We start from the raw sequence: 23,751 nt of genomic DNA, 5'->3' as shown, positions 1-23,751 counted from the left end.
GGTACGAAGCAGGGGGCGCGCCGGTGACGCGGACTCGAAACGGCACGGGACCGCGCATCCCGAAGCGCCTCGAACTCCCGTGTCCACGACCGGCGTTCGACGTTCGGGAAGGGACCATACCGCTTGTGCTCACGTCGTGCTCACTCGTCGTGTCGGTCTCGTGACCACGGCGTGGAACCGTCGGGGGTTTGACGCGAAAAATGCCCCGATGACGCCCGAACTCCTTTGGCTGAAAAGGTCGTTGGCCTGCCGGGCGGCGCACTGGTAGAGGCCGGTCAGGTGCCCCGGCGGGGGATCAGCCGCCGTCGGCGAGGCGCTTCAGCCACTCGCCCAGCAGCCGCTGCTCCGCCTCGCTGAGCGCCGTCTGCTCGGGGAGGGTGGCGCGCAGCGCGCGGGCGGCGCCCGCCGGACCGGCGTCCCGTACGGCCGGGCGCTCGTGGGTGACGGCGGTGACCATGGACTCGCGCAGGGTGGTGAACAGGGCCGGGTCGCGCCGGTCCTCGGGCAGGGACAGCCAGGTGAGCACCGCGCCGCGGGCCGTGGCGTGGATGATCTGGGCCGCCAGCTCCTCGTCCACGCGGAGCCATCCGCCGGCCGCGAGCCGCCGCATACGGCCCATCAGGATCTCCATGCCGGTCTTGAAGGCGGCCGAACCCGTCCGCGCGGGTTCGGTGTACATCAGCGTGTACAGCGCGGGATTGGCCAGACCGAACTCGACCGCGAGGTCCCAGCCGGCCCGCAGGTCCTCGATGGGGTCCTGTGGGTCGGGGTCGACGTGCTTGGTGGCGAGGAAGCTCGCGAAGCCGTGCTCGGCGACCGCGTCGAGCAGCCCGTCCTTGTCGCCGAACAGCCGGTAGATGGCCGGCGGCTGCAGCCCCGCCGCCTCGGCGACCGCGCGGGTGGTGACGGCGTCGCGGCCGCCGCGCGTCAGCAGACCGATGGCGGCCTCGATGACCCGCTGCCGGGTCCGGTCGGAACGAGAGGACATGTATCGACGATATCGCAGCCGTGTACTCATCGGAATTATCGGTGTTACCGTAGAAATGGTTCCGCTGGAAACACTCCATGGAGAGCAGCGGAAACACACCCATGAGCACACGTGTGCGAGAGCACCCGAGTACTGGAGCGAGCCATGATCATCGTGACCGGAGCCACCGGACAGCTGGGCCGACGGATCGTCGAGCACCTGCTCACCCGGGTGCCCGCGGAACAGGTGGGCGTCAGCGTCCGCGACCCGGGCAGTCCGCGGGCGCGGACCTTCGCCGACCAGGGGGTGCGGGTGCGCGGGGGCGACTTCGCGGACGCCGGGAGCCTCGCCCACGCCTTCGAGGGCGCCTCCCAGGTCCTCGTCGTCTCCGTGGACAAACTGGGCGAGGAGTGCGTCAAGCAGCACCGCACCGCGATCGAGGCGGCCGTCGCGGCGGGCGCCCGCCGGGTCCTCTACACCAGCCAGATGGGCGCCGGTGCGGCCTCCCACTTCCAGGCCTGCCGCGATCACGCCGCCACCGAGGAGATCCTGCGCGGCTGCGGAGTCCCCTTCACCGCACTGCGCAACGGCTTCTACGCCGCCAGCGCGACGCGCTTCCTCGACCACGCCCTGGAGACCGGCGAGATACTGCTCCCCGCGGACGGCCCGGTCGCCTGGACCACGCACGACGACCTCGCCGAGGCGACCGCCGCCGTACTCGCCGACGAGGGCCGCTTCGAGGGCCCCACCCCGCCCCTCACCGCGTCGCGGGCGCTGACCTTCGACGACATCGCGGCCCTGGCGTCCGAGGTGACGGGCCGGCGGTTCACGCGGAGCACCGCGCCCGAGGCCGCCTTCCGCGACCAGCTGGTGGCCCAGGGCGTCCCCGCGCACTACGCCGACCAGTTCCTGGGCATCTTCGCCGCCGCCCGCGCCGGCGAGTTCGCCACGGCCGACCCGGCGCTGGCCGAGCTGCTGGGGCGGGAACCGGTCGGCATGCGGGAGGTGCTGGGTGAGGCGCTGCGGGAGGCGCCGGGCGGGCATCCGTCCGACGGCTGAGCGGGCCGGGAGCAGGGGGCGGGCCTGTATCGCCTGCTTCCCCCTGCTCCCGCCCCTCCCGCGTCGTCAACTGGAGGCGAGCTGGTCCGTGATCTCCTTGATCACGTCGGCCTTCTCGGCCGGGTTCATGAGCCGCGCCTCCCACTCGGCCGGTCGCAGCTTGTGGTCCTCGGGACCGGCCTTGATCAGGATCAGCAGTTGCAGGGCGGAGGCGCGCAGGGCGGGATCGGTGCCCTCGCGGGAGATCATGTTGTAGATCTTGTGCGCCGCCAGCTGGCGCTTGTACTTCGTGATCTTCTTCCAGAACTTCATGGCGTGCAGCAGCGAATCCCCGGTGTCCTTGGCCGTGGGTATCGGCTCGCCCTCCGGCGTGTAGAGCTCGGGGTGGTGGGCCTCCTGGAACCGTCCGTAGGCCGCACTGCCTCCCTTGTAGGCGGCGGTAGTGAGGACGAGGCCCGCCCCTACCGCGGCAGTGATCCAGCCCGCAGGGTTGGACGCCAGGCCCACGGTGGCGGCGATGGCCACGGTCGCGACGCCGCCCGCTCCCTTGAGGCCCTCGCCCATGACGCCGCCCCCCATTTCCTTGACCGCCTTGCTGACCTGCCTGCTCTTCGCGAGATCCGTGGCGAAGTTCAGGTCCTCCAGGTCCCGCGCGAGGCTGAGGAAGTCGGCCTTGGCCCGGGCCTCGATCAGCGCCGTCCTCTCGTACGCGGCCCCGGCGGTTCTGAGGTCCGCCGCCCACTCCTCCTCCGTACGGCCTTCGCGGTCGTCCCTCGCCCGCTCCACGGCCTCGCGGGCGAAACGGGCGTTGAGCTCGGCGGTGTTGGCCTCGGCCTCCAGCCGGAGCAGCCGTTGGGACTGGGCGGCGTTGTGCTTCTGGAGCTGCCTCAGACCGTGGATCTTCGCGATCGCACCCTTGGACTTGAACGCGGCCCGGACGGCCTTGGCCACACCTGCGACGCCGCTGAGCACACCGCTCGCCTCGGCGGAGGCCACGGTGCTTCCCACCCCCTGCAGCTTGACCGCTTCCTTGGCGATGGTGCCGGCGTTGGCGCCCGTACTGGCGACACTCATGCCCGCGTCGGTCGCCTTGGTCTTCCCCTTCTTGTGAGCGTTGTGGTACCCGGCCCCGCTCCCCTTGCTCAGAGCCGTCCTCAGGTTCCTGAACGAATCGGCGACGCTGGCCGCGCCGGAGAAGAGCTCGGTGAGGCCGCTCAGCGATGCGCCGGAGACTCCCGCGGCGGAGGCGTCGTGGGTCTGGGCGGCAGCCTGCGCGGCGGCGGCGGTGTCGTTCTTCGGGGCGGAGGCCGCCGCGGCGGTGGCGTCCTGGCCGAGGCCCGCGGCGGTCGGGGCCTGGACACCCTTGCCCAGGGCGTCCGTGGGATCGAGGAGCCTCTTGCCGTGGTCCGCGTTCTCGGCGACCGCCTTCAGGCGATCACTCCTGACCTCCGCTCTGGTGTCGGCGGCGGTGCGTTCCTCGGACCGGCGTGCTTCCTCTTCCTCGACGGGAGGCGCCTCTTCCTCGGTGGGGGCCGTGTATCGGACGCCGGAGTCGGAGCCGCGTCGGGTGAGGTCGGCGGGCTCGGGCCGGATGTCGAGGTCCGAGCCGCGTCGCGTGCGGCCCGACGGGGTGAAGCGGGCCTCGAGTTCGGCGATGCGTCTGTCTCTGGCCGCGCGTTCCTCGGGCGCGAGCGTGACCTCCTCCACGGAGACGCGTGCTTCCTCTTCCTCCTCGACGGCGGTGTGCGTCACTGCTTCTTCGACGGCGGTGTGGGCTTCCTCGACGACGGGCGGTCGTGCTTCCTCTTCGAGGCGGCGGCGTCGATCTGCCTCGGCGGCTGCTTCCGCCTCGCGGCGGCGCCGGTCCTCTTCCGCTGCCGCTGCTTTGGCTGCCGCGATGCGCTCTCGGGCTTTGGCCTCGGCCGCTTCCGCCTCCGCGCGAAGTTGCCTCTCCCTTTCCGCTGCGGCTGCGGCTGCCTCCGCTTCTTCACGGAGGCGGGCCGCTCTGGCGGCTGCTTCCTCGGCCTCGCGTCTGGCGGTGGCGGCCTGTGCTTGGAGGGCGGGGTCGATGTCCATGCCGTGGGTGCCGGACTGGGAGCCGCGTCGGGTGCGGCCTGCGGGGGCGGGCCGGGTGTCGGCGTCGGAGGCGCGTCGGGTGCGGCCCGAGGGGGTGAAACCGGCTGCGAGGGCTTCTCGTCTGGCGGTGGTGGCCTGCTCCTGGAGGGCCGGGTCGACGTCCATGCCCTGGGCGCCGGACTCGGAGCCGCGCCGGGCGAGACCGCCGGGGCCGGGCCGGGTGTCGGTGTCGGAGCCGCGCCGGGTGCGGCCCGAGGGAGGGAACCTGGCCGTGAGGGCGGCGCGCCGCGCGCTGGTGGCCTGCTCCTGGAGGGCGGGGTCGATGTCCATGCCCTGGGTGCCGGACTCGGAGCCGCGCCGGGTGCGACCGGCGGGGTCGCGCCGGCCGCCGGGCGCGGAGCCGGGGCGGTCGGTGTCGGTCCCCGGGGTCCGCTCCAGGGTCCTGCCCCTGGCGCGCTGCACCGTGGCGGCCGCCGCCCGGTTGCCGGCGCTGGACTGCAGTCCGAGGAGGGCCTGCTCCGCCGAGGTCCGGGACCCGGAAGAACTTCCCGTCCGGCCTTCCTCCCGACGCTCCCGGGCCGATGTCAGGGCGGCTACGGAAGGCCGTTCGGAGGTGCGGTGGACAGGGGTGCTCATGGACATACCTCTCCTGCGGCCGGACCGGGCCACGCGAAGGTAGCCAGGCACGGCGAACAGAAGGAGTGCGGCGGGGAAACACCTCAGGGACGCACGCGGAACGTGCAGTGATCACGACGTATCGTCAAAAGGCCGTACTGCGCGCCGAGTTCACCAGCCCCACCCGGAGCGCGGGCTCACTTGTAGGTCAGCCCGTGGGACGGATCCTGGACGGGACCGAGCCGCCAGTACCTCCGGCCCGTCTCCGGGTTGCGCAGCCACACGCCGTCTTCGGCCAGCCAGGAGTCGCAGAGGAAAGCGGCGGCGACGAGGGTCCCCATGGCTGCGAAACTCAAAGAAAGAGTGGCGGCGAAGTGCCCGTCGGGATCGAAGGTCACCACGTTGAGCCCGATCAGGACGACGGTCGTGACGGCGGCGGCCAGGGCCAGGGCCGCCCGGATCCGTCGGCGCTTGCGCGTCTCGGCCACGCCCAGGACGACGCACGAGACGGTCTGGTCGCAGGTCGGGCAGACCTGCTGGCGGATGACGGATCCCGCGGGAGGCCGGGACACCAGGAGGGGATGGATCATGTACCACTGCAGGATCCGGTCACCGACCTTGGTGCTCACCAGCCTGCACGCCAGACGGATCGTCGGGTCGGGCCCGACGGGTCCCCTGCTGGAACGTCGCCTCACACCGGTCCTCCGCCCCCGAGCGCCGCACTCCGCGTGGGATGGTAGCCACCCCGGCACCGTCGGCCACCCCCCGTGCGGAAACCGTCGGAGAACTTCCACATCCGTCCGCCGCGCCCGCCCGCCCACACGGACGGACGGACCGGCCGGCGAGGCGGGCGCGGGCCCTCGCCGGTGAACGCGTGCGGACCCCCGCCGGTAAGCGCGACCGCCCGCTCAACGGGCGGCGCCCGGGACGGCCGACGGTCGCCACTCCCGCCTGAGCAGTCCGTACACCCAGGAGTCGGACACCTCGCCGTCCACGACGCAGTCCTCCCGCAACGTCCCCTCGCGCACGAAGCCCACCTTCTCCAGCACCCGGGCGGACGCCGCGTTGCGCGTGTCGGCCTCGGCCTGTACCCGGTTCAGGTCCAGCGTGTCGAAGGCCCACCGCAGCAGGGCGTGCGCGGCCTCCGTCGCGTAGCCGTGGCCCCACATCGCCTCGTCGAGGCAGTAACCCAGCGACGCGCTGCGGTAGACCGGGTTCCACTCGACCAGGCAGACCCAGCCGACGAACGCCCCGTCGGAAGCCCGCTCGACGGCCACCCGCACGCCGGTGCCCTCCTCCGCCATCGTCCGGCACATCGAGAGAAAGCGGTCGGCACGGGCCCGGTCGGTCCACGGCGGGGAGTCCCAGTAGCGCATCACGTGCGCGCTGCCGTGCATGGCGTGCAGGAAGTCCGCATCGGCTTCCGTGAAGGGCCGCAGCCGCAGGCGATCGGTGCTCAGGGCGGGGGTGGTCAGAGTCATGGTCGCCATCCTGTGCCCCTACCGGGCGGACGGGACACCGAATTTCCGCCCCGGCACTTCCCAGGTCCTCGCCCCCTTGTGGAGTTGCGCGATGGACATCACGACCCTCGGCACCATGGAGTTCCACCAGGCCAAGTGACAGCTGCCCCGCTTCAGTTCGGCGCAGAGGAGGAGCGGGCACGGGCGCACGGTCACCGAGCCCACTCGTACGCGTGGTCAGCGACGAATTCGGCGAAGGTACGCGGCGGACGGCCGGTCAGTTCGAGCACCGCGGTGCTGACCTGGTCTTCGCGTCCCTCCTTGATTCCGCGCTCGACGGCGGCAAGGGCGGCAGCGAACTCGGCCGGCATTCCGGAGGAACGGTAGGCGGCAGCCTGTTCCTCCTCCGTAACGGGCTCCACCCGAACCCGTCGGCCGGTCCGCTCGGTGATGATCAGCGCGGCCTGTGGATAGCTCATCCCGTACGGCCCGGTGATCAGGTAGTCGTTTCGGGCGTCCACCTTGAAGTCGGCCAAGAGCGCGGCAGCGCCGGCCGCGATGTCCCGCGCGTCGACCCACCCCAGTCTGCCGTCACCGGCAGCGGTGCGGATCTCACCGTGTCGATGGATGTGCTCGGCCAGTGGGTGCGGGCGCAGAAAGTTCTGCATGAAGCCGGAAGCGCGCAGTACGACACCTCCGGGCAGAGCCCGGACCCGAGTGGCCAGCTCCGCAGCGCCGGGTGCGTTCGGCAGCACGATGGCGGAGCCGAGCATCACGAGGCGCTGGATACCGGCCCGCTGCGCCTGCTGCAGGAAGGGCTCGACCAGCGGCAGCGGGTCCACACTCTCCACCGGCGGAAGCAGGAAGACCCGGTCCGTCCCGTCGAGCGCGGGGCCGAACGTGGTCGGGTCGTTCCAGTCGAGGCGGACCGCGTCGGGATCGGCCGCGGCCGGGTTCCGGCTGGCGGCCCGGGTCCGCACACCGGCGCCGCGGAGCACTCGCACCAGCGCCTTGCCCGTCTTGCCGGTCCCTCCGGTCACGAGCACTCCGGACATCAGGTGTTCTTCCTTCCGAGCGAGTCGATCAGTCCGGCCAGACCCCCGGCAGCGGCGGCCGCCGACAGCGGACTCCAGTAGTCCCGGTACAGAGCGATCAACCCGTCGCGGACCGTGAGGACCACGACGTAGTCCAGGCGGTAGGGCTGGGAAGTGGCCACGGTGAGGCCGGTGGCCGTCCACTCCACCACGACGGTGTCCGCTTGATCCGTTGGCCGCACGGTCAGCGCGGCCACCTCCTTCATGTCCATCAGATCCGGATAGTGGGCGAGGTAGGCACGTACCTCCTCACGTCCGCGCAGCACACGAGGCAAGTTCCCGGCCGCGAAAGGGAACTCAGCGATTCCGTCAGCAGCCCACAGCTCTGCCACGGCATTCATGTCCTTGGCCAGCATCAGATCGATCATGCGGCGAAAGATCTCCGCAGGGGTCCTGGTCACCTTTTCTCCTCGTGGTCGACAAACCGACCAGGCCACCATGCGCAGCGGACTCATGGACGTGGAACGGACAGCCAAGCCCCGGACCGGCAGTGCGAGGCTCGGCCGTCCCCTCCCGTGGCAGCATGGAACAGTGAGCAGCCAGGAACTCGCAGATTTTCTCCGCCGCCGCCGCGAGAGCCTGCGACCGGAAGACGTGCGGGCCGACGCGGTACTTCCACCCGGCCGCCGCGCCCGTCGCACACCCGGCCTGCGGCGCGAAGAGGTGGCCTCCCTGGCGCAGGTGTCGGTGAGCTACTACGAACGCCTGGAACGGGCACGGGCACCTCGGCCCTCATCCCAGGTGCTGTCCGCGCTGGCGAGGGCGCTCCAGCTCACCGAGGCAGAGCGCGACCACCTGGCCCGCCTGGCCGGACAAGTGCTGCCGACGCAGAGTGACGGCGCGCCGGAGGACGTACCCGCGGACGCCCGCCAACTGCTCGCCCGACTCGACGGCATCCCTGCCTACGTCGTCAACCCCCGGCAGGACATCGTCGCCTGGAACCCGGCAGCCGCAGCTCTGATCACGGACTTCTCTCGGCTCACACCCAAGGAGCGCAACCTCACGCGCATCTCAGCGAGATTCCGTGGCACCCTCTGCAACGCCGCCCCCGGTTCGGAGCCCGGTTTCTCCCAGCAGATAGCCGCTCAACTGCGCGCGGCCAGCGTTCTGCACCCCTCGGACAACGCGCTCGCAGAGCTGATCAACGAGTTCGCAACCCACGATCCGGACTTCGCGAGCAGCTGGCGAAATCACGCTGTGCGCCTCATACCCAGCGTGCGAAAGAACCTCCATCACCCCACACTCGGCGAGCTGGAAATCGACCGACACACTCTGAGTCTGCCCGGCTCGGGTTTCTCCCTCGTGATGTACACGGCAGAAGCCGGCAGCCCCAGCGCCACCGCGCTGAGGAGCCTTTGACCTCTGCGGTCACCAGGGGCGGAATAGGCCCCTCCGTGGCGATCTGTGGCCAGTTCGGCCCTCACGCCACCACACCGTGTGGCCGTTACATTCACCCCGACGTGACCCACACGACCAGGGGGGAACACACAACGATGCGCTCCACAGGACCCGTCCGCAGCATCGGCAGATTACTCATGGCGACGACCGCGACCGCGGCCGCCGGGGCGGTCACCGCCCTGAGCCTGGCCGCCTCACCGGCCGCCGCGGCACCCACCGGGACGACGGCCGCCCGGCCCGGCGACGCCTGCACGGCGGCCGACCTCGGCACCCGCCACCCGTACATCAGGACCACCGAAGTGTCGCCGACGATCACCCACTTCAAGGGCTGGTACGTCACCGAGGGCACCACCGGCCAGCAGACCGTCAGCACCGACACCACGACGGTCATCTCGGTCTCCGTCGGCCTCAACGACACGATCGAGACCAGTTTCGCGGTCGAGGCGCTCAGCAACGTCAAGGCGACCGTCGGTCTGGACGTGAAGCTCGATTACACCTCCACCAGCGAGGAGTCGAACTCGGTCACCTGGAACCTGACCCAGCCCGGCTACTACGGCTTCTACAAGGGCACCAAGAAGGTCACCGGCACGTACGGAAGCCTCAACTGCAACCGCGCCCAACAGGACGACGGAAGCTGGGCGCTGAAGTGGACCGAGGGGCCCGGCAGCGGCAGCTTCACCACCTTCACCACCCTGGAGGAAGGAGCGGTGCGCTGCCAGGACAGCGTGCCCGCCGACAGCATCATGGCCAGGGCACAGGCCCTCCTCGACTGCGGCTCCGCCGCCGCGAAGGCCGACCACCCGGCGGGCGCGGTGGCGCCGACGTCGAAGCAGAAGCCGGACCGCCCCGCGCCGCAGCCGGCTCCCACCGCCGGCACCCCCGCCGAACAGCCCACCGCCACCGGGCACAGCACGCGGGCCGCCCTCGACTGCTCGACCGAGGCATACAAGATCGCCGTACCCGGCAAGCCCCTGTCCTGGGGCGCGCCGCTCCTCGCGGACGACGGCGTCAGGCTGCGGCCCTCGTCGATCTTCAGCGCCCACCTGGACAACTGGCGCCTGTGCAACGTGACCGAGCAGGACGGCGTCCTCGAGGCATCCCTGTGGAACTGGGGCAACGGTGGCTGCGCGACCGTCGCCGAGCAGAACGCGTCCACCGAACGAGCGGTCCTGATGACGGTCCCGTGCGCGGAGGACGACCTCCAGCGGTTCTACATCTACCGCGACGTCCCCGGCAGCTCGAAGATCGGCGTGCAGAACAAGTACACCGGTTCCATGATGGGCTACGACCGGTACGCGGACGGCGAGTTCATACGCCAGTACTCCAGCGGCAGGCAGGACGGCACGGGCACGTTCGACCTGACCGCAGTCTGACCGCCCGACGCCGTCGCGGGCTCCGCACGTGAACCTGGAGATCCGGGCTCGGTGCGGGGCCCGCGGGCCGTGAGGGCGCCCTGCTCCGTTCATCAGCCCCCTGGGGGAAGCCGCAGCTGCGGCACGCGCGCGTGCAGCAGCCGTTGTCCGTCGCCGTCCACCCGCAGGGTGTACGACTCTGGCCCCGGCCGACCCGCCGCGTCGAAGGCGTCGACGAAGTCCTCGATCCGGCTCCACAACTTCACCGGGCCGCTTTCCCGGACACTCCAGTCCCCGTCCTCGGGAGTGAGCGTGGCGACGGCCCCGGCGACCACGTCGATGAGGTGCAGCACCCCGCCGACGGTGACCAGTTGCGCGTCCGGTACGGCACTCTGGGCGAGGAACCGCAGGTGGAAGGCATCCTCGGTCGCGGCCGTAATCCGCTCCGGTGCATGCCGCACAGACCGGGACTGCACCTCGTGCAGCCCTGCGGCCCAGTCCCCGGGATTCCCGTACGCCGGTGCCGCATGGGTCCGGGCGGGCATGAAGGAGATGGTGCCGGGCAGCAAGGGGCCCTCGGCGGTGCCGTCCTCGGCAACGGTGAGCAGGACGCGGGCGTTGCCGTAGAGCCACCCCGAGAGTGGGAGCAGGACTTTCCCGCCAGGGCGCGTCTGCCTGAGCAGGGCGGGCGGCACGGACCGGAAGGAACAGGCGGCCACGATCCGGTCGAACCAGGCCTCGGGCCAGTACCCGTACGACCCGTCGGCCCGGGCGAGAGTCGGTGTGTAGCCACGGCCGTAGAGAGCGTCGGCCGCTCCCTCCAGCCGTACGGAGTCGACCTCGACGCTGGTCACGTGGGACGAGCCCAGCCGTTCACAGGCGAGCGCGGTCGAGTATCCCGTCCCCGTCCCGATCTCCAGGACCGTGTGCCCCTCGGAGACATCGGCGTCCGACCACATGCGCAGGACGAGCGAGGGAAGCGTTGACGACGACGTCGGCGCCCCTCCGTGCCGGACGGCCGGCCGTTCCCAGTCGGTCTCCTCGCCGTCGAACTGGGTGATCAGTGTGGTGTCCGAGTACGCGGCGGCGAGCCACCGCCCGTAGTCGAGTTTCGACGTCACGGGCTCCCACACCGTGAGCCCCTGCGCGTCGGGTGCGTCGGCGGGGAGGTAGAAGCCGGGCACGAAGGCGTGGCGGGGCACCTTGCCCGCGGCGGCGAGCCAGGCCGGATGCATAGGTACGTCGGCAGCGGGATCGGGATCGGCGTCGGCAGGGGGATCGGCATCGGCATCGGCGAGGCCCTTCACCATGGCCGCGCGCAATGCGTCCGCGTCGTTGTCGAGGTCCGTGGGCAGAGTCATGAGCCGCTGCTGGTCCCTTCCGTGCTCAGAATGTCGGCGAAGGCTTCGGTGATCGCGGGCGCGTCCGGCAGCCAGCCCCACTGCCCGTTGGGATTGCATTCGATCGCCCACCAGTCGTCCGGAGAACTCCCCTCACCGGTGAGCGCGAAATCGAAGCAGCCGAAGACCAGTCCGGAGGCGGCCAGGTAGCCGTGCAGGGCGGTCTCGACGACCGAGGGGACGGCGACGGGAGTGTGGACCAGGTCGTCCCAGTCACCGCACCGCCAGTCGACGGCGCCGCGCGGGTCGGTGATCCGCTGGGCGAAGACGCGCCGGCCGACCACGGTGACCCGTACGTCGCCGCCTTTCGGCACCTCGGCCTGGAACAGATGTGCCGTCACCGAGAGCGAGTCGTCGAAGTCCTCGCGGTGCACGCGTTGAGCCCAGATCGCACCGGCGCGGCCGTCCTCGCCGGGCGGTAGCCCCCGGAACGTCTTGCAGACGACGGACGGATGCGCCAGACCGAACTCACTCGCAGCCACGACATCGTTGGTGACGAGGGTCGCGGGAACCCGTAACCCCAGCTCGACGAACTGCTGAAGCTGCCCCGGCTTGAACTCCGCGCGGGCCACAGCCGCCGGGTGATTGACGTACCTGGCGGAACGCAGACTGCGCAGTACACCGTCGAGCCCGTGCCTCGCCTCGGCCGCCGCGAACTGGCGCTGCTGCCGCGGCAACCGCGCGAATCGGTTCCGGTAGGGAGTGGGGCGCCGATAGTAGACGGCCTGGATCTCCCGCAGATCCACCTCCCGGCTCTCCGTACGCAGGATTCCGCTCCAGGTGGACTCACCGGATCCGATGCGGAACCCGAAGGACAGACGTGGCCCGATGTCAGCGGGGTCCACCCGCACGACGGGCACCTCACGCTCGTTCAGCGCGGCGACGACCCAGTCGGCGGTCACGTCCTCCAGCGCCGTGACGACCAGAACGGTACGGGCCATCGTTCAGTCCGATTCGTAGTCGGTCGTCGTGTCGTCCTGCGCCTGGGGCTGCGGCTGCTGCCCGTCCCCACCGCCCGACACGGACGCCGTACCGCTCGTCCGCGAGGTCCCGTGCTTCCCCATCTCGACCACGCGGCCGACGGCGTCGGTGTAACGGGCGGTCTGAGTGGCGGGGTCCAGGGTGACGGAGGTGTAGGGGGCGGGGGAGATCGGCAGGCGGTCGGTGACGAGACGCATAGCCCACGGGGTGTTGATGGAGGCTGCGAGGCTTAGAGCCCGATCTCTGTTCTGGGAGTCCGAGAGGTCCATGCCGACCAAGCTAGGAACGCCGGAGGGCAGCCCTCAACGAACGTGTGTGAACTTGCACGTGGTCACCCGAGCGAGTCGATCGCCGACGTGATCAGTGTGCGTGCGGACGCGCCGTAGACCGCCGAGTCGGCGAGAGCGGCGAAGGTCCGTGCGTACATGCCGACCTCGTGCGGCTGCGTGATGGTCAGGAAGGCGGAGACCAACTCGACGTTCACTTGGGAGTCGTCGAAGACCCAGAAGTCCTCGACGGGCCACAGCGCGGTACGGTCCGTGTTCAGCGGAATCACACCCAGGCTGACGTTGGGGAGTGTCGCCAGCGACAGTAGGTGCCCGAGTTGGCCAGCCATGGTCTCAGGCCCACCGATCAGGTGCCGAAGCGTGCTCTCCTCCAGGACGACGGCGAATCGGCGCGCACCCTCGTACAGGACCCCCTGCTTGTCCACGCGAATGCCGACGGCTGCCTCAAGGTCGTCAGGCAGCGCGCGACGGTCGCGGATCGACATCAGAAGAGCCTTGATGTACGCAGGTGTCTGAAACGGTCCGGGTATGAGCCACGACGAGTACGCCCGGAAGTGCCGGGTGCGCTCCCACAAAGGCATGACCGATTCCTGCGCACGACGCAGTCCGGAACGCTCCATGCGCCGCCACTCGACGTAAGCGCCGTCTATGTTGCGAGCTGTGGCGATCAGGTCGGCCGTCTGGTCGGCCGCGGCGCAGTAGAGCGTGTACACCCGCAGATCGTCATCCGAGGGTGGCGTACGGCCGTTCTCGATGCGGCTGCACTTGCTTTCGTGCCAGCCGGCCCTGGCGGCAAGGTCCCGAGCGGTCAGACCCGAGTCCTTCCGGATCTCGCGCAGTCGCTTGCCCAGGGCCTCTCGTGCCTGCTGGACACTGGATGACGAAGACATGGGAATATGCGGGCGGTTCCTGTCAGGTCGGCTGGTAGTCCTCATGCGGGATTGCCCGCTCCCAGACGGCGGCGAACGCGGTGGAGCAGAGGCTGACGACGGTCTGGTCTGTCACCAGTTCCTCGCCGGTCATCGTCCCGTCCCCGGCGAAGTGGTTGAAGAGGACGGCGGTGCCGTCGAAAAGCCAGAAGTCGTTCCCCGGCAGCGCAAGGCCGGAAGCGCGCCTGCGGGGCAGCCAGCGCACGTCTTCACCGGCCTTGACGTTGTGCCCTCCGGTCAGCTCGTACTCGTAGCGGGTGTAGGAGGACAACGGTTCGGAGACGACGCGTGCGCGTTGCACGTCGACGCCGCGGGCCACCGCCGAAGAGACGAGCTCGATCCACCACGGCCAGCGCTCCGCCGGGTCGAACCGGTGACCGGCCGACCACTCCCGATAGTCCTCGTCAAGGCCGTAGGCATCGCGCATCTCCAGGTGACGCGCGCTGTGTCGGGTTGAGCGGAAGAGCTCCTCAAACGTCGGCTGCGGCACCCCCGCTCACCTCCGGGAAGAACTGCATCATGCGCCTGGGAAACTCGATCACCGTCTCGTGCCCGGGGACGTCCAGCTGGGACAGCCGCTCAGTGTCCGTGACCCGCCAGCCTTGGAGGATGTAGTTCCCGGTTTCGTCGTCCAGGTACACGGTCGGAGACCCGTTGTTGGGACTCTCGGGGTCCTTGCCCAGGCGGTGCAGCGCCATGATGCCCTCCGGTGGATTGAGGTCTGTCGAGATGACCAGGCTTGCGCGGTCGAAGCGTGGTGGGCCAGCGACTTGCACGAACTTCTACCAGCGCGCTCCGTCCCCTGCCGACAGGCGCCACTCCAACAGCCCGATGGCCCTCCGTTCCGCCCGTGCTCCCGCCGCGCTCGTCGGACGTCGGAGAACCTCCGAGGCACTCGCCGATCCACGCCGGGCCTCCCGCTTCTCCTTGTCACCAGGAAACCCGAGCCCTGCCGCCAGAGCCGCCCGCACGTCCCCGACGGCCCCCAAGGGCAACGGTGAGTACGCGTCGATCTCCACGAGCTGGCCCTTCGAGTGAGGTGAACAGGCCGTACCCGCCTCGGTCGGTCAGGAGGACGGCTGCGAGCCGTGGCGTACTGAGTCGATGAACAGACGCCAGCTGCTCAGCCGCACGTCCAGTGTGGGGCCATCGGCGCACTTGGAGTCGCGTATCAACGCGCCATATGGGCCGTACGCGCACTCAACGCATTCAGTGCCGCTGCCCCCGCTGTACGAGGACTTGAACCAGCGAGGCTCCGGGCTGGCTGCTATCAAGACTCACTCCTTGCTGACCCGGTCGATGAGTTCGACCGAGGACTCGAGGTCGAGCGCCTGGGCGCTGAGGTAGTCGAAGGCCAACCTATATCGCTCCAGTTCCTCCGGCTTTTCCATGAACACTCCGCCACCGAGGAGGTCCACATAGACGACGTCCAGCTCACGGGCTTGGCCGCGAAGTGTGACGAAGCTTCCGACTGCGGCGGCATGTGCTCCCAGAGAGAACGGTAGGACTTGAATGGTGATGTGTGGTCGCTCCGCACAGGCCAACAGGTGGGTGAGTTGCTCGCGCATGACGTCACGGCCTCCGACCTGGCGTCGGATAGCGGCTTCATCGATCACGCACCAGATACGCGGAGGCTCTTCGCGCTCCAGCAACTCCTGGCGCTTCATGCGGATGTCGACCATGTGCTGGACTTCGCGTTCGTCGCACTGCACCTCTGAAGCGCGATGGACCGCTTCCGCGTAGGTGCGGGTCTGGAGGAGTCCCGGAACGTACATGCACGCGTAGTGGTCCTCGCGTACGACCTCGTCTTCCAAGGTCAGCATCAGATTCATGGAGTCGGGGATGGGGTCGGCGAGCGATCGCCACCATCCTTGGATCCTGGCGCCCTTCGCCAACTCCACGAGGGCGAGGCGCTCTTCGTCCGATGCAGAGTACTCACGGCACAGGGCGTCCACGGCCGGCCACTTGACCGTGCCTTCCTTCGTCTCGTAGCGGCTCAACGTCGCTTTCGAGATGCCGACGCGGGAGCCTGCCTCTTCGAGCGTCAGTCCCTTGCGTTCCCGGAGCCGTCGCAGATCGGCGCCGAGCTGGCGCCTACGAGTGGTGGGTCCGACTGCCATGTCTCAGTCCTTCACGTTGGTCCAGTAGATCGTGGTGCTCCGCCGGTGGCGGCGGCAAGAAGGTGTGCGCCGGGGGCGCGTGACTACGTTGCGTGCCCCTGCCAGTGCCTAGTGAGAGTTCCATTTCGAGAGTTTCAATGCAACTCGGAGTCGCGAAAACATCACAGTGAGGCATCGACGGTGGGGAGTGGACAGGACATGGATGACGCCCTTTGGAGGCCGACGCAGCCGTGGAGGCTTTCGTTTCTGGCGGAGGCCGAGCAGGTGTGGGCTCTTCGACGCGCTCTGCGGATCCACCTGGAGTATTGGGGGCTGCGTGAGCTGACGGATGCCGCCGAGCTCTGCGTAGGTGAACTCGTCGCCAATGTGATCAAGCACGTCGGACCGGGGACGCCGACCACACTGGTCGCTTCACTCGGAGGCTCCCACCTGCGGATCGAGGTTCACGATCCCGATGCCCGCGCCCTTCCGACGCTCGCCTGCGCGACTCTCGATGCGGAGGCGGGTCGGGGGATGACGCTGGTCGACGCCGTGAGCGACCGCTGGGGCGTAGAGCTCACCGGTGATCGCAAAATCACCTGGTGCGAGTTCCGCATGGACGCGGCCCGGGTCGAACGGCAGCACATGCCCGTGCCGCGGCTAGCGCGAGTCGCGAACGTGCTGAACCTTTACGGTGGTTCGGGAACGACCCGGGATCCGATCGTTCCCGGCCGGTTGGCGACGGCTACGGCGGAAGATGCCGCGATCAACGCCATTGCCGACCTGCTGCACTGGTTCCGCACCCGAGGATGGGACGCGGACGACGCGCTCGACCGGGCCCAGTCGCACTTCGAGGCGGAGTGCGAAGTGCGACTGCCCTGAGCCGTTCCGGCCACGGTCGATGTACCTGGATCAACTCGCCTGAATCGCCGCCGAGTAGGACCACACATCGGCCGGGAGCGGGTGATCGAGGTGCCAGGTGATCGCCATCGGCTTGCTGCCGGTGTGCTGCACGTACCTTGCCGGGCCCAGAAGCATCCACGGCTGGGACTTGCCCGTGTCCGTGGTCGAGTAACGGCGCATGAACAGCAGGACGTGGGAGCCGAGACCGGCGTGCTGCTGGTAGCGCTTGCCCGTGGCGGAATCGGGGGAAATCGCGTTCTGGGACTCCCAGTGGAAGAGATTCGGGCTGATCGCGTAGTCCTTGTACCGGACGGTGGGCGAGAAGTCCTTCTCGTCCTTCTCCAGCGTGATCAGCAGAGCGTCCGTCTGCAACTCTTCCGTCCACTGCACGCCCTGGGCGAAGGATCTCGGCATCTGCCCACCGAACCGGGCGACGCCGAGCGCGGCCAGTATCTCCGACCGGTTGTACGAGCTGTGGACCTTCAGCGGTACAGAGCCGAGGCCATCGGACAGCGGGATCGGGACATGGTCGGCTCGGTCGATGACGTACGACAGCACCTGCCGGAGTTCATCCCTGAGGGCTCGCTGCGGACGCAGCGTCGCGAGCCCCTCCGGGTAGCTGGTGAACCCGCCCGCGTTGTCCCACAGGTTGAAGAACAGCATGCGGGCGTAGGCCCGGCCGGTCTGGTCGAGCTCCTTGTAGGGAGGGGCGTCGTCCGCCAGAAGGCTCAGATACGCATGCGCACGCTCGGGATCGTCCACGTGCAGGAACGCGTGGACTCGCTTGAGCAGGGCTTCCTCACCCGGCGTAGCCGGTTCGGTGACCAGGCCGGCACGACGCAGAACGAGGGTCCAGGAATTGCCGTTCTTGTACAGCTCCTTGATCTCTCTGCGGCTCTCCCGGAGATAGTCGGCGAGGAGTGGAGTGCTGTACTCCTTGACCTCCTTCACCAGCGTCTTCACTGTGGCGGCCAATTGCGTCCTGATGTTGTCGAGGACCAGCTTCTTGGCCTTGCCCTCCAGGATGATCTGGCAGCCCGACGGCAACTGGGGAAAGCCGCGCTCGATGTGCTCGACCAGCCGGTTGCGCGACAGATTGGTCATGGCCCGGAACTGCTCCTCGAAGCGGAACTCGGCTCGGTGCTGCCCGATGAAGTCCAGGACCGTGAGGACCGGCTTCGTGTCGGTACGCCGTAGCCCCCGGCCCAGTTGCTGGAGGAAGACGGTGGCGCTGTTGGTGGGCCGCAGCAAGAGGAGGGTGTCCACGTCCGGGATGTCGAGACCCTCGTTGAACAGGTCCACCGAGAAGATGACCTGGACCTTGCCGTCCCGGAGGTCGCGCAGGGCTTGAGCGCGCAACTCGGACGACGAGTCGCTGTCGAGGGCCGCAGCCTGGAAACCGGCCTTGCGGAAGTAGTCGGCCATGAAATGGGCGTGCGCCTTGGTGACGCAGAAGCCGAGCGCACGCATGGCGCCGGGGTCGGAGATCTTGTCCCGGACCTGCTTGACGATGATGCGCGCTCGCGCGTCGTTGCCGGTCAGCAGGTTGCCGAGCTCTTGATCGGCGTACGAGCCCTTTTGCCAGCCGAGATTCGTGAGGTCGGTCCCGTCAGGGATGCCGAAGTAGTGGAAGGGAGACAGCAGGTCGTTCTCCAGGGCCTCCCAAAGCCTCATCTCGGCGGCGATGCGGCCATCGAAGAATTCGTCCTGGACGTTGATCCCGTCCATCCGCTCCGGGGTGGCGGTGAGTCCCAGCAGTTCCTTCGGCGTGAAGTGTTCGATCACCCGGCGGTACGTACTGGCCGTGGCGTGGTGGAACTCGTCGATGACGATGACGTCGAAGTGGTCTGGCGCGAGCTGCTCCAGCCTCGAGACGTTGAGTGACTGGACGCTGGCGAAGACGTGGGTCCACTCCTGCGGATCGGCCCCGCCGTACAGCAACTCGCCGAACGAGGCGTCGTCCAGCACTTCGCGATACGTACGCAAGGACTGCTTGAGGATCTCCTTGCGATGCGCCACGAACAGCAGCCTCGGTCGACCGGAGGTCGCCTGACTACTCAGATCGCGGTAGTCGAGGGCGGCCATCACGGTCTTCCCCGTGCCGGTCGCCGCGACCAGCAGATTGCGGTGCCGTCCGCGGATTTCGCGCTCTGCGCTGAGGCGCTCCAGCATGTCCCGCTGGTGTGGGAAGGGGTGCACCTGAAGACCGGAAAGGTTGATCTTCAAGTCTGTGGTCGACGCCGTCCCACCCGCCTGGGCAAGCGCAGCGTCGAGGCGCTTGCCGTCCTCATCCGGGTCGTACGTCTCGAACGCCGCGTCGTTCCAGTACGCCTCGAAGGTGGCCTCGAACTTCTCCATCACCGCCGGTGTGGCCACCGACGACAGTCGTACGTTCCACTCCAGGCCGTCGAGCAGCGCCGCACGGGAGAGGTTCGAACTGCCGACGTACGCCGTGTCGAATCCTGTCCCGCGCCGGAACAGCCACGCCTTGGCGTGCAACCGGGTCGAGCGGGTCTCGTAGTTCACCTTCACGGTGGCGCCGAACTCGCGCACGAGCCGGTCGAGCGCGCGGCGGTCCGTGGCGCCCATGTAGGTCGTGGTGATGATCCGGATCGGGACGCCCCGCTCCTTGGCCGCGAGGAGTGAGTCCTCCAGCACGCGGATGCCGTACCACTTCACGAAGGCACAGAGCAGGTCGATCCGATCCGCAGTGGCCAACTCGGCCCGCAACTCCGAGCCCAGGTTCAGGTCCTCGGGGGAGTTGGTGAGAAGCGAGGTCTCGGACAGGGGCGTGAGCGGACGGATCGCATAGGCACCCGGTGCCTCCTGTTCCGCCAGAGCCAGCAACTGCCTGGGGCCCTCGACGATGGCGCTGACGGGCTCGGCGCCGCCCAGCCCACCAACCTCTGCCGCCAGGGACTCGAGGACGCGATTGGCGAAGGGAACTCGGTGTTCGGGCCGGAGCTGGTTGAGGTGGTGGGCCACTATGTCACCGACGTGGCGGGCCAGCACATGGGGTGACGATTCTGCGCCGACCTCGGCGTCGATGGCCTTCCAGCCCGCGGCCTCAAGACGCTCCAGTTCACCACGCACGCGGTCCGTGACCAGTCGCTCGTAGACCCCCGCGACCGGCTGCTCCCGACTCCCCGGCTGCTCCACCCCGACCCCTTTCCCCACCATGTTGTTGTGGAGGCAGTTCTAGCAGGAGCCACTGACACGAGGGCTGGGCCGACCGATATCGCGGGCAGGTTCTGCCCCCACCGGCATCGTCGTTCTCCGCGCGTTGGAAGGTCAGGTCCGCGCCGCGTGGCGGGCGACGGGGACCGGCCGCCAGCGCACTCGTCCTCGCGGCGTTGCCCGCCGCATGCTGCAGTGCGCGGAGTGCGCCCCTTTCGGCGCACCGCCATCGGCGAGCCGTCCGAGCCCTTCGAGCCGTCCGAGCTGTCCGAGCCGTTCGGGCTGTCCCGGCGGCACGGCCGTACGGGTTGGTAATCTGCCGCGATGGACGAGGTGTTGGACGAGGGACCGTTCTTCCACGGTACGAAGGCCGATCTGCGGGTCGGGGAGCACCTCACCGCCGGCTTTCCTTCGAACTACCGGCCCGAGGTCGTGATGAACCACATCTACTTCACCGCGTTGCGCGACGGTGCGGGGCTCGCCGCCGAGCTTGCCGCCGGTGACGGGGAGCCGCGGGTGTATGCGGTCGAGCCGACCGGGGAGTTCGAGAACGACCCGAACGTGACCGACAAGAAGTTCCCCGGCAATCCCACCCGCTCCTATCGGAGTACGGCGCCGCTCCGGGTCGTAGGTGAAGTCACCGACTGGACGCGGCTGACTCCCGAAGCCCTCCAGACGTGGCGGGACCGGCTGGCCGCGATGAATCAGGACGGGCGGGCCGAGATCATCAACTGACCTGCATGGACGAGGCGTGGACACTTCACCGGGAAGTGTTCACGCCTCGCTGCGTCGGTGCCCTGGCAGTGGGTGCGGCCGGGCGGCGGTGCTCAGCCCCGTGCCCCGCCCGCCAGGAACCCGGTCAGGCCGTCAAGCAGCATGTTGCTGCCCTGCTCCGCGCCGTCCCGTTCCTCCGCCGTGTCGCAGGTCTGGCGGAGGGTGATCACGGTGTTGCGCGGGCCCTGCTCCGCCAGTTCGACGATCATCGCCGCCGGGTCCGGGCGGCCCGGGACGTCCATGCCGACGGTCAGCCGGCTGGGCTCGGCGACCTCGATGTAGGACCCGGTCAACGGGAACTCCGTGCCGTCGGGGGTACGCATCGTGGCCTTCCAGGCACCGCCGGGGCGGACGTCCATCTCCACGGAGCCGGGGACGGCGTAGGCCCACTGGGCGTACTGGTCGGGGGTGGTCCACGCCTGCCAGACCTGGGACGCGGGGGCGTCCAGGGTGCGGGTGAGGGTGTAGGAGAAGCCGTTCTCCGCCGCGGTGGGCGTCTGCTCGGTGCTCATGGTGTGTGTCTCCTCGGAGCGGCTCGCCCGAAGCACTGCCTTCCGCGTCGGGCTCTCGCAGCTGTAGACGCCCGGCGGCCCCCGAACTCATCGGTCCGCCGCGACGGCTCCTTCCGTACCGTGGCACTCGCCGTACGGCCGCTGCGAGCCGCACCAGCACGCCGTCCCGCGCTGCGGCGGCCAGGCCACCGCGAGTCCGCGGGCCGCCAGTGTCGTCGCGTACTGCGGGAGCAGGGTCGGGTCGGCCGGGGACGCGCCCTCCGACGCCGCGAACGCCTCGTAGGACGGGACCGTGCCCGGGACCACGCCCAGGTTCGGGGTGCCCGACGCCGCCAGCTCGCGCAGGGCCGCCTCTATCGTCGCCAGGTGCTCCTCGTAGGAGGGGTACTCCGAGGACAGGGCGGGGTACGCCTCGATCAGTTCCGCCAGTTCACCGGCCGGCCAGTGGAGCATGGCCACCGGGAAGGGGCGGGACAGGGCCTCGCGGTAGGCGCCCAGCTCGGCGCGCAGGCGGGAGATCTCCGCCTCCAGGTCCGCCGGGTCCTCCGAGCCCAGGGACCAGACGCGCTTCGGGTCGTGCAGCTCGTCCAGGGAGACCGGCATGGTGTGCAGGGTGTCGGCCAGAGCGTCCCACTCGTCGTGGGGCAGGCCCAGCATGCGGCGGACGCGGTGGCGGCCGTAGAGGAGGGGATGGGTGGAGTACGGGGGTTCCGGCACGTCCGTCAGGAGCAGGCGGGCGCCCTCCGTGAACGTCTCGTGCGCCGCCTCCAGCTCGTCGTGGGACTCCAGGGCCTCGGCCACGATCACCCAGGGGGCCGGGTCCCGCGGCGACGCCGCCCGCACGCCGTCGATGATCGCCCTGGCCTCCGCCTCGTGGTCGTACTCCCAGAGGTTCGACGCCTTCAGGGCGCGGACCAGGGACGGATTGTCCAGAGGGACGGACGTCTCGGAGGACAGCAGGCGGTCGTACAGCTTGGTCGCGGCGGGGCGGTCGCCGGACAGTTCCAGGTGGGCGGCGGCGCGGAGCAGCAGGGCCTCGGCGTCCTCGGGGTAGAGGCCGGCGGTCCGTTCCAGGCGGGCCGCCTCGGCGGCGTGGTCGACGTTTTCGGCGGGCGTGTCGGGGCGCATGGGGGACACCGTACTGCCGAGAGGTGACGAGGGTCAGCCACCCCGGGGGGCGGAGGAGGGGGAGCGGGCCAGGGGAGCGCCTCAGGTCCGGGGCGTGTTGGTCAGTGCCGTTCCCGCAGCGTCGCCACCAGGACCGCCGCCGCGACCGCCAGTCCCGCCGACACCCACAGCGCCACGTCCGTGCCCGCCCCCGGGCTCCCCGCCGACGTCGCGATCGCGATCGTCAGGGCGACCCCGGCGCACGAGCCGATGTAGCGGAACGTTTGCTGCGCGCCCGAGCCCATCGCCGCGCGGGCCGCCGGTACCGACTCCACCGCGAGCAGCGGCAGCGCGGCGTTCAGCAGGCCGCTGCCGACGCCCGCCACGACCAGGCCGGGCAGCAGTCGGGGCCAGGAGCCCGCGCCGACCGCGCCGAGCATGGTCAGGACGCCGGCCGCGTGCAGGGCGAAGCCGACGGCCAACTGGTGGCGTGCGGAGACGCGGTGGGCGATGCGGCGGGCCTGGAGGGCCACCGCGAAGGCGAGACCGGCCCAGAGCAGGGAGAGCAGGGCCGTGTCCATCGGGGACAGGCCGAGCGCTCGTTGCAGCACCGTCGGCAGGAAGCTGAAGAAGCCGATCACCGACAGGCCCGTGAACAGGCCGCCCGCCGAGGACGCCAGGAAGAGCGGGCGGCGCAGCAGCGACAGGTCGATCATCGGGGTGGCCGCGCGGCGCTCCAGTACGACGAACAGGGCGCCCAGGAGGACGGCCGCCGCCAGCAGCAGGCCCACCGGTGCGCGCAGCCATCCCTCGCGCCCCAGCGTCAGCGCCGCCACCAGCGCGACCAGCGCCGGTCCGAACGTCAACGCCCCGGCGAGGTCCGGCCGGCCCGCCCGCGGTGAGCGCGACTCCGACAGGTACCGCGCGCCCAGCCCGGCCACCACCAGCGCGGCGGCGCCCAGGGCCCCTTGTGCCGGCCGCCAGTCGGGGAACGCCCCGACGAGAACGGGGCCCACCGCTATCCCGCCGCTGACGAAGGCACCCCACACGCCGGTCGCGCGCAGCCGCCCCGCGGGGGTCGGGAAGGCGTGCACGAGCAGGCCGAGGCTGCTGGCCAGCAGCGCCGCGCTGGCCGCGCCCTGCGCGATCCGGGCCAGCGTGAACAGCCAGGTCGTGGACGCGAAGGCGCCCAGGACGGTGGTCACGCCGAGGGCCAGCGTGCCGGAGACGAACAGCCGGCGGCGCCCGTAGTCGTCGGCCAGGCTGCCGGCCACCAGGAGCAGGGCGGCCAGGCCGAGCGGGGTGCCGTTCAGCAGCCATGCCTGGGCGGACAGCGAGGTGTGCAGGTCGGCGGCCGTCTGGGGGAGCGTGACCAGCGGTGCGGTGTACGTCATCAGCGCCACGGCGGTCGCGGCGCTGGTCAGCGCGAGGGTGCGGCCGGGGTGCGGGGGCGGCGAGGCCCGTTCCGCGGTGGCGGCCAGGGGTGCCGGTGTCGCGGTGGTCGGGGAATCCGTGCCGGTGTCGGTCATGGCTGACTGTCCGCTCCACTCGGGGTCGGGGT

24 protein-coding genes are annotated in these 23,751 nt (G+C 69.9%); 6 read left to right on the top strand and 18 right to left on the bottom strand.

Annotation, left to right across the window (positions count from 1 at the left end; all coding sequences use genetic code 11):
• Positions 1–295 precede the first annotated feature (295 nt).
• Positions 296–988: a TetR/AcrR family transcriptional regulator gene (locus IE258_RS11410; protein WP_229892056.1), complete on the bottom strand. Its 693-nt coding sequence runs from the start codon at positions 986–988 to the stop codon at positions 296–298.
• Between the two features lie 144 nt (positions 989–1,132).
• On the opposite strand from IE258_RS11410, the gene IE258_RS11405 reads away from it, so the two are divergent.
• The gene (locus IE258_RS11405) at positions 1,133–2,026 is read left to right on the top strand and encodes an NmrA family NAD(P)-binding protein (protein WP_189742386.1); all 894 of its coding nucleotides are present in this window, start codon (positions 1,133–1,135) and stop codon (positions 2,024–2,026) included.
• A 66-nt stretch (positions 2,027–2,092) separates the two neighbouring features.
• Here IE258_RS11405 and IE258_RS11400 read toward each other — a convergent pair whose 3' ends face one another.
• From IE258_RS11400 to IE258_RS11390, 3 genes are all read right to left on the bottom strand, one after another.
• Positions 2,093–4,738: a hypothetical protein gene (locus tag IE258_RS11400; RefSeq protein ID WP_189742384.1), complete on the bottom strand. Its 2,646-nt coding sequence runs from the start codon at positions 4,736–4,738 to the stop codon at positions 2,093–2,095.
• A gap of 176 nt (positions 4,739–4,914) precedes the next feature.
• Positions 4,915–5,346 carry a hypothetical protein gene (locus IE258_RS11395; RefSeq protein ID WP_189742381.1) on the bottom strand — a complete coding sequence of 144 codons (432 nt, stop codon included), beginning with the start codon at positions 5,344–5,346 and terminating at the stop codon, positions 4,915–4,917.
• 279 nt (positions 5,347–5,625) lie between these two features.
• On the bottom strand, positions 5,626–6,198 hold the full coding sequence (locus tag IE258_RS11390; RefSeq protein WP_189742378.1) for a GNAT family N-acetyltransferase: 573 nt from the start codon (positions 6,196–6,198) through the stop codon (positions 5,626–5,628).
• Between IE258_RS11390 and IE258_RS11385 the strand changes: the two genes are divergently transcribed.
• Positions 6,197–6,337, top strand: coding sequence for a hypothetical protein (locus IE258_RS11385; RefSeq protein ID WP_189742375.1), 141 nt, complete (start codon positions 6,197–6,199; stop codon positions 6,335–6,337). The genes IE258_RS11390 and IE258_RS11385 overlap by 2 nt on opposite strands.
• Positions 6,338–6,389: 52 nt before the next feature.
• Here IE258_RS11385 and IE258_RS11380 read toward each other — a convergent pair whose 3' ends face one another.
• Both IE258_RS11380 and IE258_RS11375 read right to left on the bottom strand, forming a co-directional pair.
• Complete coding sequence (locus IE258_RS11380; protein ID WP_189742371.1) at positions 6,390–7,232, bottom strand: NAD(P)H-binding protein; 843 nt, start codon at positions 7,230–7,232, stop codon at positions 6,390–6,392.
• A complete protein-coding gene (locus IE258_RS11375) occupies positions 7,232–7,639 on the bottom strand; it encodes a nuclear transport factor 2 family protein (RefSeq protein WP_189742368.1) in 408 nt (135 codons plus the stop codon). Before IE258_RS11375 ends, IE258_RS11380 begins: the two co-directional genes overlap by 1 nt.
• A gap of 163 nt (positions 7,640–7,802) precedes the next feature.
• Here IE258_RS11375 and IE258_RS11370 point away from each other — a divergent pair, with 163 nt between their 5' ends.
• Positions 7,803–8,630, top strand: a complete 828-nt coding sequence (locus IE258_RS11370) for a helix-turn-helix transcriptional regulator (RefSeq protein ID WP_189742365.1) — start codon at positions 7,803–7,805, stop codon at positions 8,628–8,630.
• A gap of 176 nt (positions 8,631–8,806) precedes the next feature.
• Complete coding sequence (locus IE258_RS11365; protein ID WP_373309741.1) at positions 8,807–10,042, top strand: hypothetical protein; 1,236 nt, start codon at positions 8,807–8,809, stop codon at positions 10,040–10,042.
• Between the two features lie 92 nt (positions 10,043–10,134).
• On the opposite strand, the gene tgmC is transcribed toward IE258_RS11365, so the two are convergent.
• From tgmC to IE258_RS11325, 8 genes are all read right to left on the bottom strand, one after another.
• A complete protein-coding gene (gene tgmC / locus IE258_RS11360; RefSeq protein ID WP_189742358.1) occupies positions 10,135–11,382 on the bottom strand; it encodes an ATP-grasp peptide maturase system methyltransferase in 1,248 nt (415 codons plus the stop codon).
• Entirely contained in the window at positions 11,379–12,362 is a 984-nt protein-coding gene (gene tgmB, locus IE258_RS11355) for an ATP-grasp ribosomal peptide maturase (protein WP_189742356.1), read from the bottom strand. The genes tgmC and tgmB overlap by 4 nt, the downstream gene beginning before the upstream one ends.
• A gap of 3 nt (positions 12,363–12,365) precedes the next feature.
• The gene (locus IE258_RS11350) at positions 12,366–12,599 is read right to left on the bottom strand and encodes a putative ATP-grasp-modified RiPP (protein WP_189742351.1); all 234 of its coding nucleotides are present in this window, start codon (positions 12,597–12,599) and stop codon (positions 12,366–12,368) included.
• Positions 12,600–12,733: 134 nt separating this feature from the next.
• The gene (locus tag IE258_RS11345; protein ID WP_189742665.1) at positions 12,734–13,579 is read right to left on the bottom strand and encodes a helix-turn-helix domain-containing protein; all 846 of its coding nucleotides are present in this window, start codon (positions 13,577–13,579) and stop codon (positions 12,734–12,736) included.
• Positions 13,580–13,601: 22 nt separating this feature from the next.
• On the bottom strand, positions 13,602–14,045 hold the full coding sequence (locus IE258_RS11340; protein WP_373309745.1) for a DUF6879 family protein: 444 nt from the start codon (positions 14,043–14,045) through the stop codon (positions 13,602–13,604).
• Positions 14,046–14,088: 43 nt separating this feature from the next.
• A complete protein-coding gene (locus IE258_RS11335; RefSeq protein WP_189742344.1) occupies positions 14,089–14,316 on the bottom strand; it encodes a hypothetical protein in 228 nt (75 codons plus the stop codon).
• A 369-nt stretch (positions 14,317–14,685) separates the two neighbouring features.
• Entirely contained in the window at positions 14,686–14,892 is a 207-nt protein-coding gene (locus IE258_RS11330; protein ID WP_308434154.1) for a DUF397 domain-containing protein, read from the bottom strand.
• Between the two features lie 3 nt (positions 14,893–14,895).
• Positions 14,896–15,738, bottom strand: coding sequence for a helix-turn-helix domain-containing protein (locus IE258_RS11325; protein ID WP_159328857.1), 843 nt, complete (start codon positions 15,736–15,738; stop codon positions 14,896–14,898).
• 198 nt (positions 15,739–15,936) lie between these two features.
• Here IE258_RS11325 and IE258_RS11320 point away from each other — a divergent pair, with 198 nt between their 5' ends.
• On the top strand, positions 15,937–16,599 hold the full coding sequence (locus IE258_RS11320; RefSeq protein WP_189742341.1) for an ATP-binding protein: 663 nt from the start codon (positions 15,937–15,939) through the stop codon (positions 16,597–16,599).
• A 30-nt stretch (positions 16,600–16,629) separates the two neighbouring features.
• Here IE258_RS11320 and IE258_RS11315 read toward each other — a convergent pair whose 3' ends face one another.
• Positions 16,630–19,800 (bottom strand): DEAD/DEAH box helicase, encoded by a 3,171-nt coding sequence (locus IE258_RS11315; protein WP_189742338.1) that lies wholly within the window; start codon positions 19,798–19,800, stop codon positions 16,630–16,632.
• A gap of 321 nt (positions 19,801–20,121) precedes the next feature.
• Between IE258_RS11315 and arr the strand changes: the two genes are divergently transcribed.
• On the top strand, positions 20,122–20,532 hold the full coding sequence (gene arr / locus IE258_RS11310; RefSeq protein WP_189742335.1) for an NAD(+)--rifampin ADP-ribosyltransferase: 411 nt from the start codon (positions 20,122–20,124) through the stop codon (positions 20,530–20,532).
• Between the two features lie 92 nt (positions 20,533–20,624).
• Here arr and IE258_RS11305 read toward each other — a convergent pair whose 3' ends face one another.
• From IE258_RS11305 to IE258_RS11295, 3 genes are all read right to left on the bottom strand, one after another.
• Positions 20,625–21,083, bottom strand: coding sequence for an SRPBCC family protein (locus IE258_RS11305; RefSeq protein WP_189742332.1), 459 nt, complete (start codon positions 21,081–21,083; stop codon positions 20,625–20,627).
• A gap of 87 nt (positions 21,084–21,170) precedes the next feature.
• Positions 21,171–22,211 carry an SEC-C domain-containing protein gene (locus tag IE258_RS11300; RefSeq protein ID WP_189742330.1) on the bottom strand — a complete coding sequence of 347 codons (1,041 nt, stop codon included), beginning with the start codon at positions 22,209–22,211 and terminating at the stop codon, positions 21,171–21,173.
• Positions 22,212–22,312: 101 nt separating this feature from the next.
• On the bottom strand, positions 22,313–23,719 hold the full coding sequence (locus IE258_RS11295; protein WP_189742327.1) for an MFS transporter: 1,407 nt from the start codon (positions 23,717–23,719) through the stop codon (positions 22,313–22,315).
• Positions 23,720–23,751 lie beyond the last annotated feature (32 nt).

It is taken from the genome of Streptomyces tendae (assembly GCF_014650435.1).
Lineage (GTDB): Bacteria > Actinomycetota > Actinomycetes > Streptomycetales > Streptomycetaceae > Streptomyces > Streptomyces tendae.
This window is presented reverse-complemented; position numbering and strand designations above follow the sequence as displayed.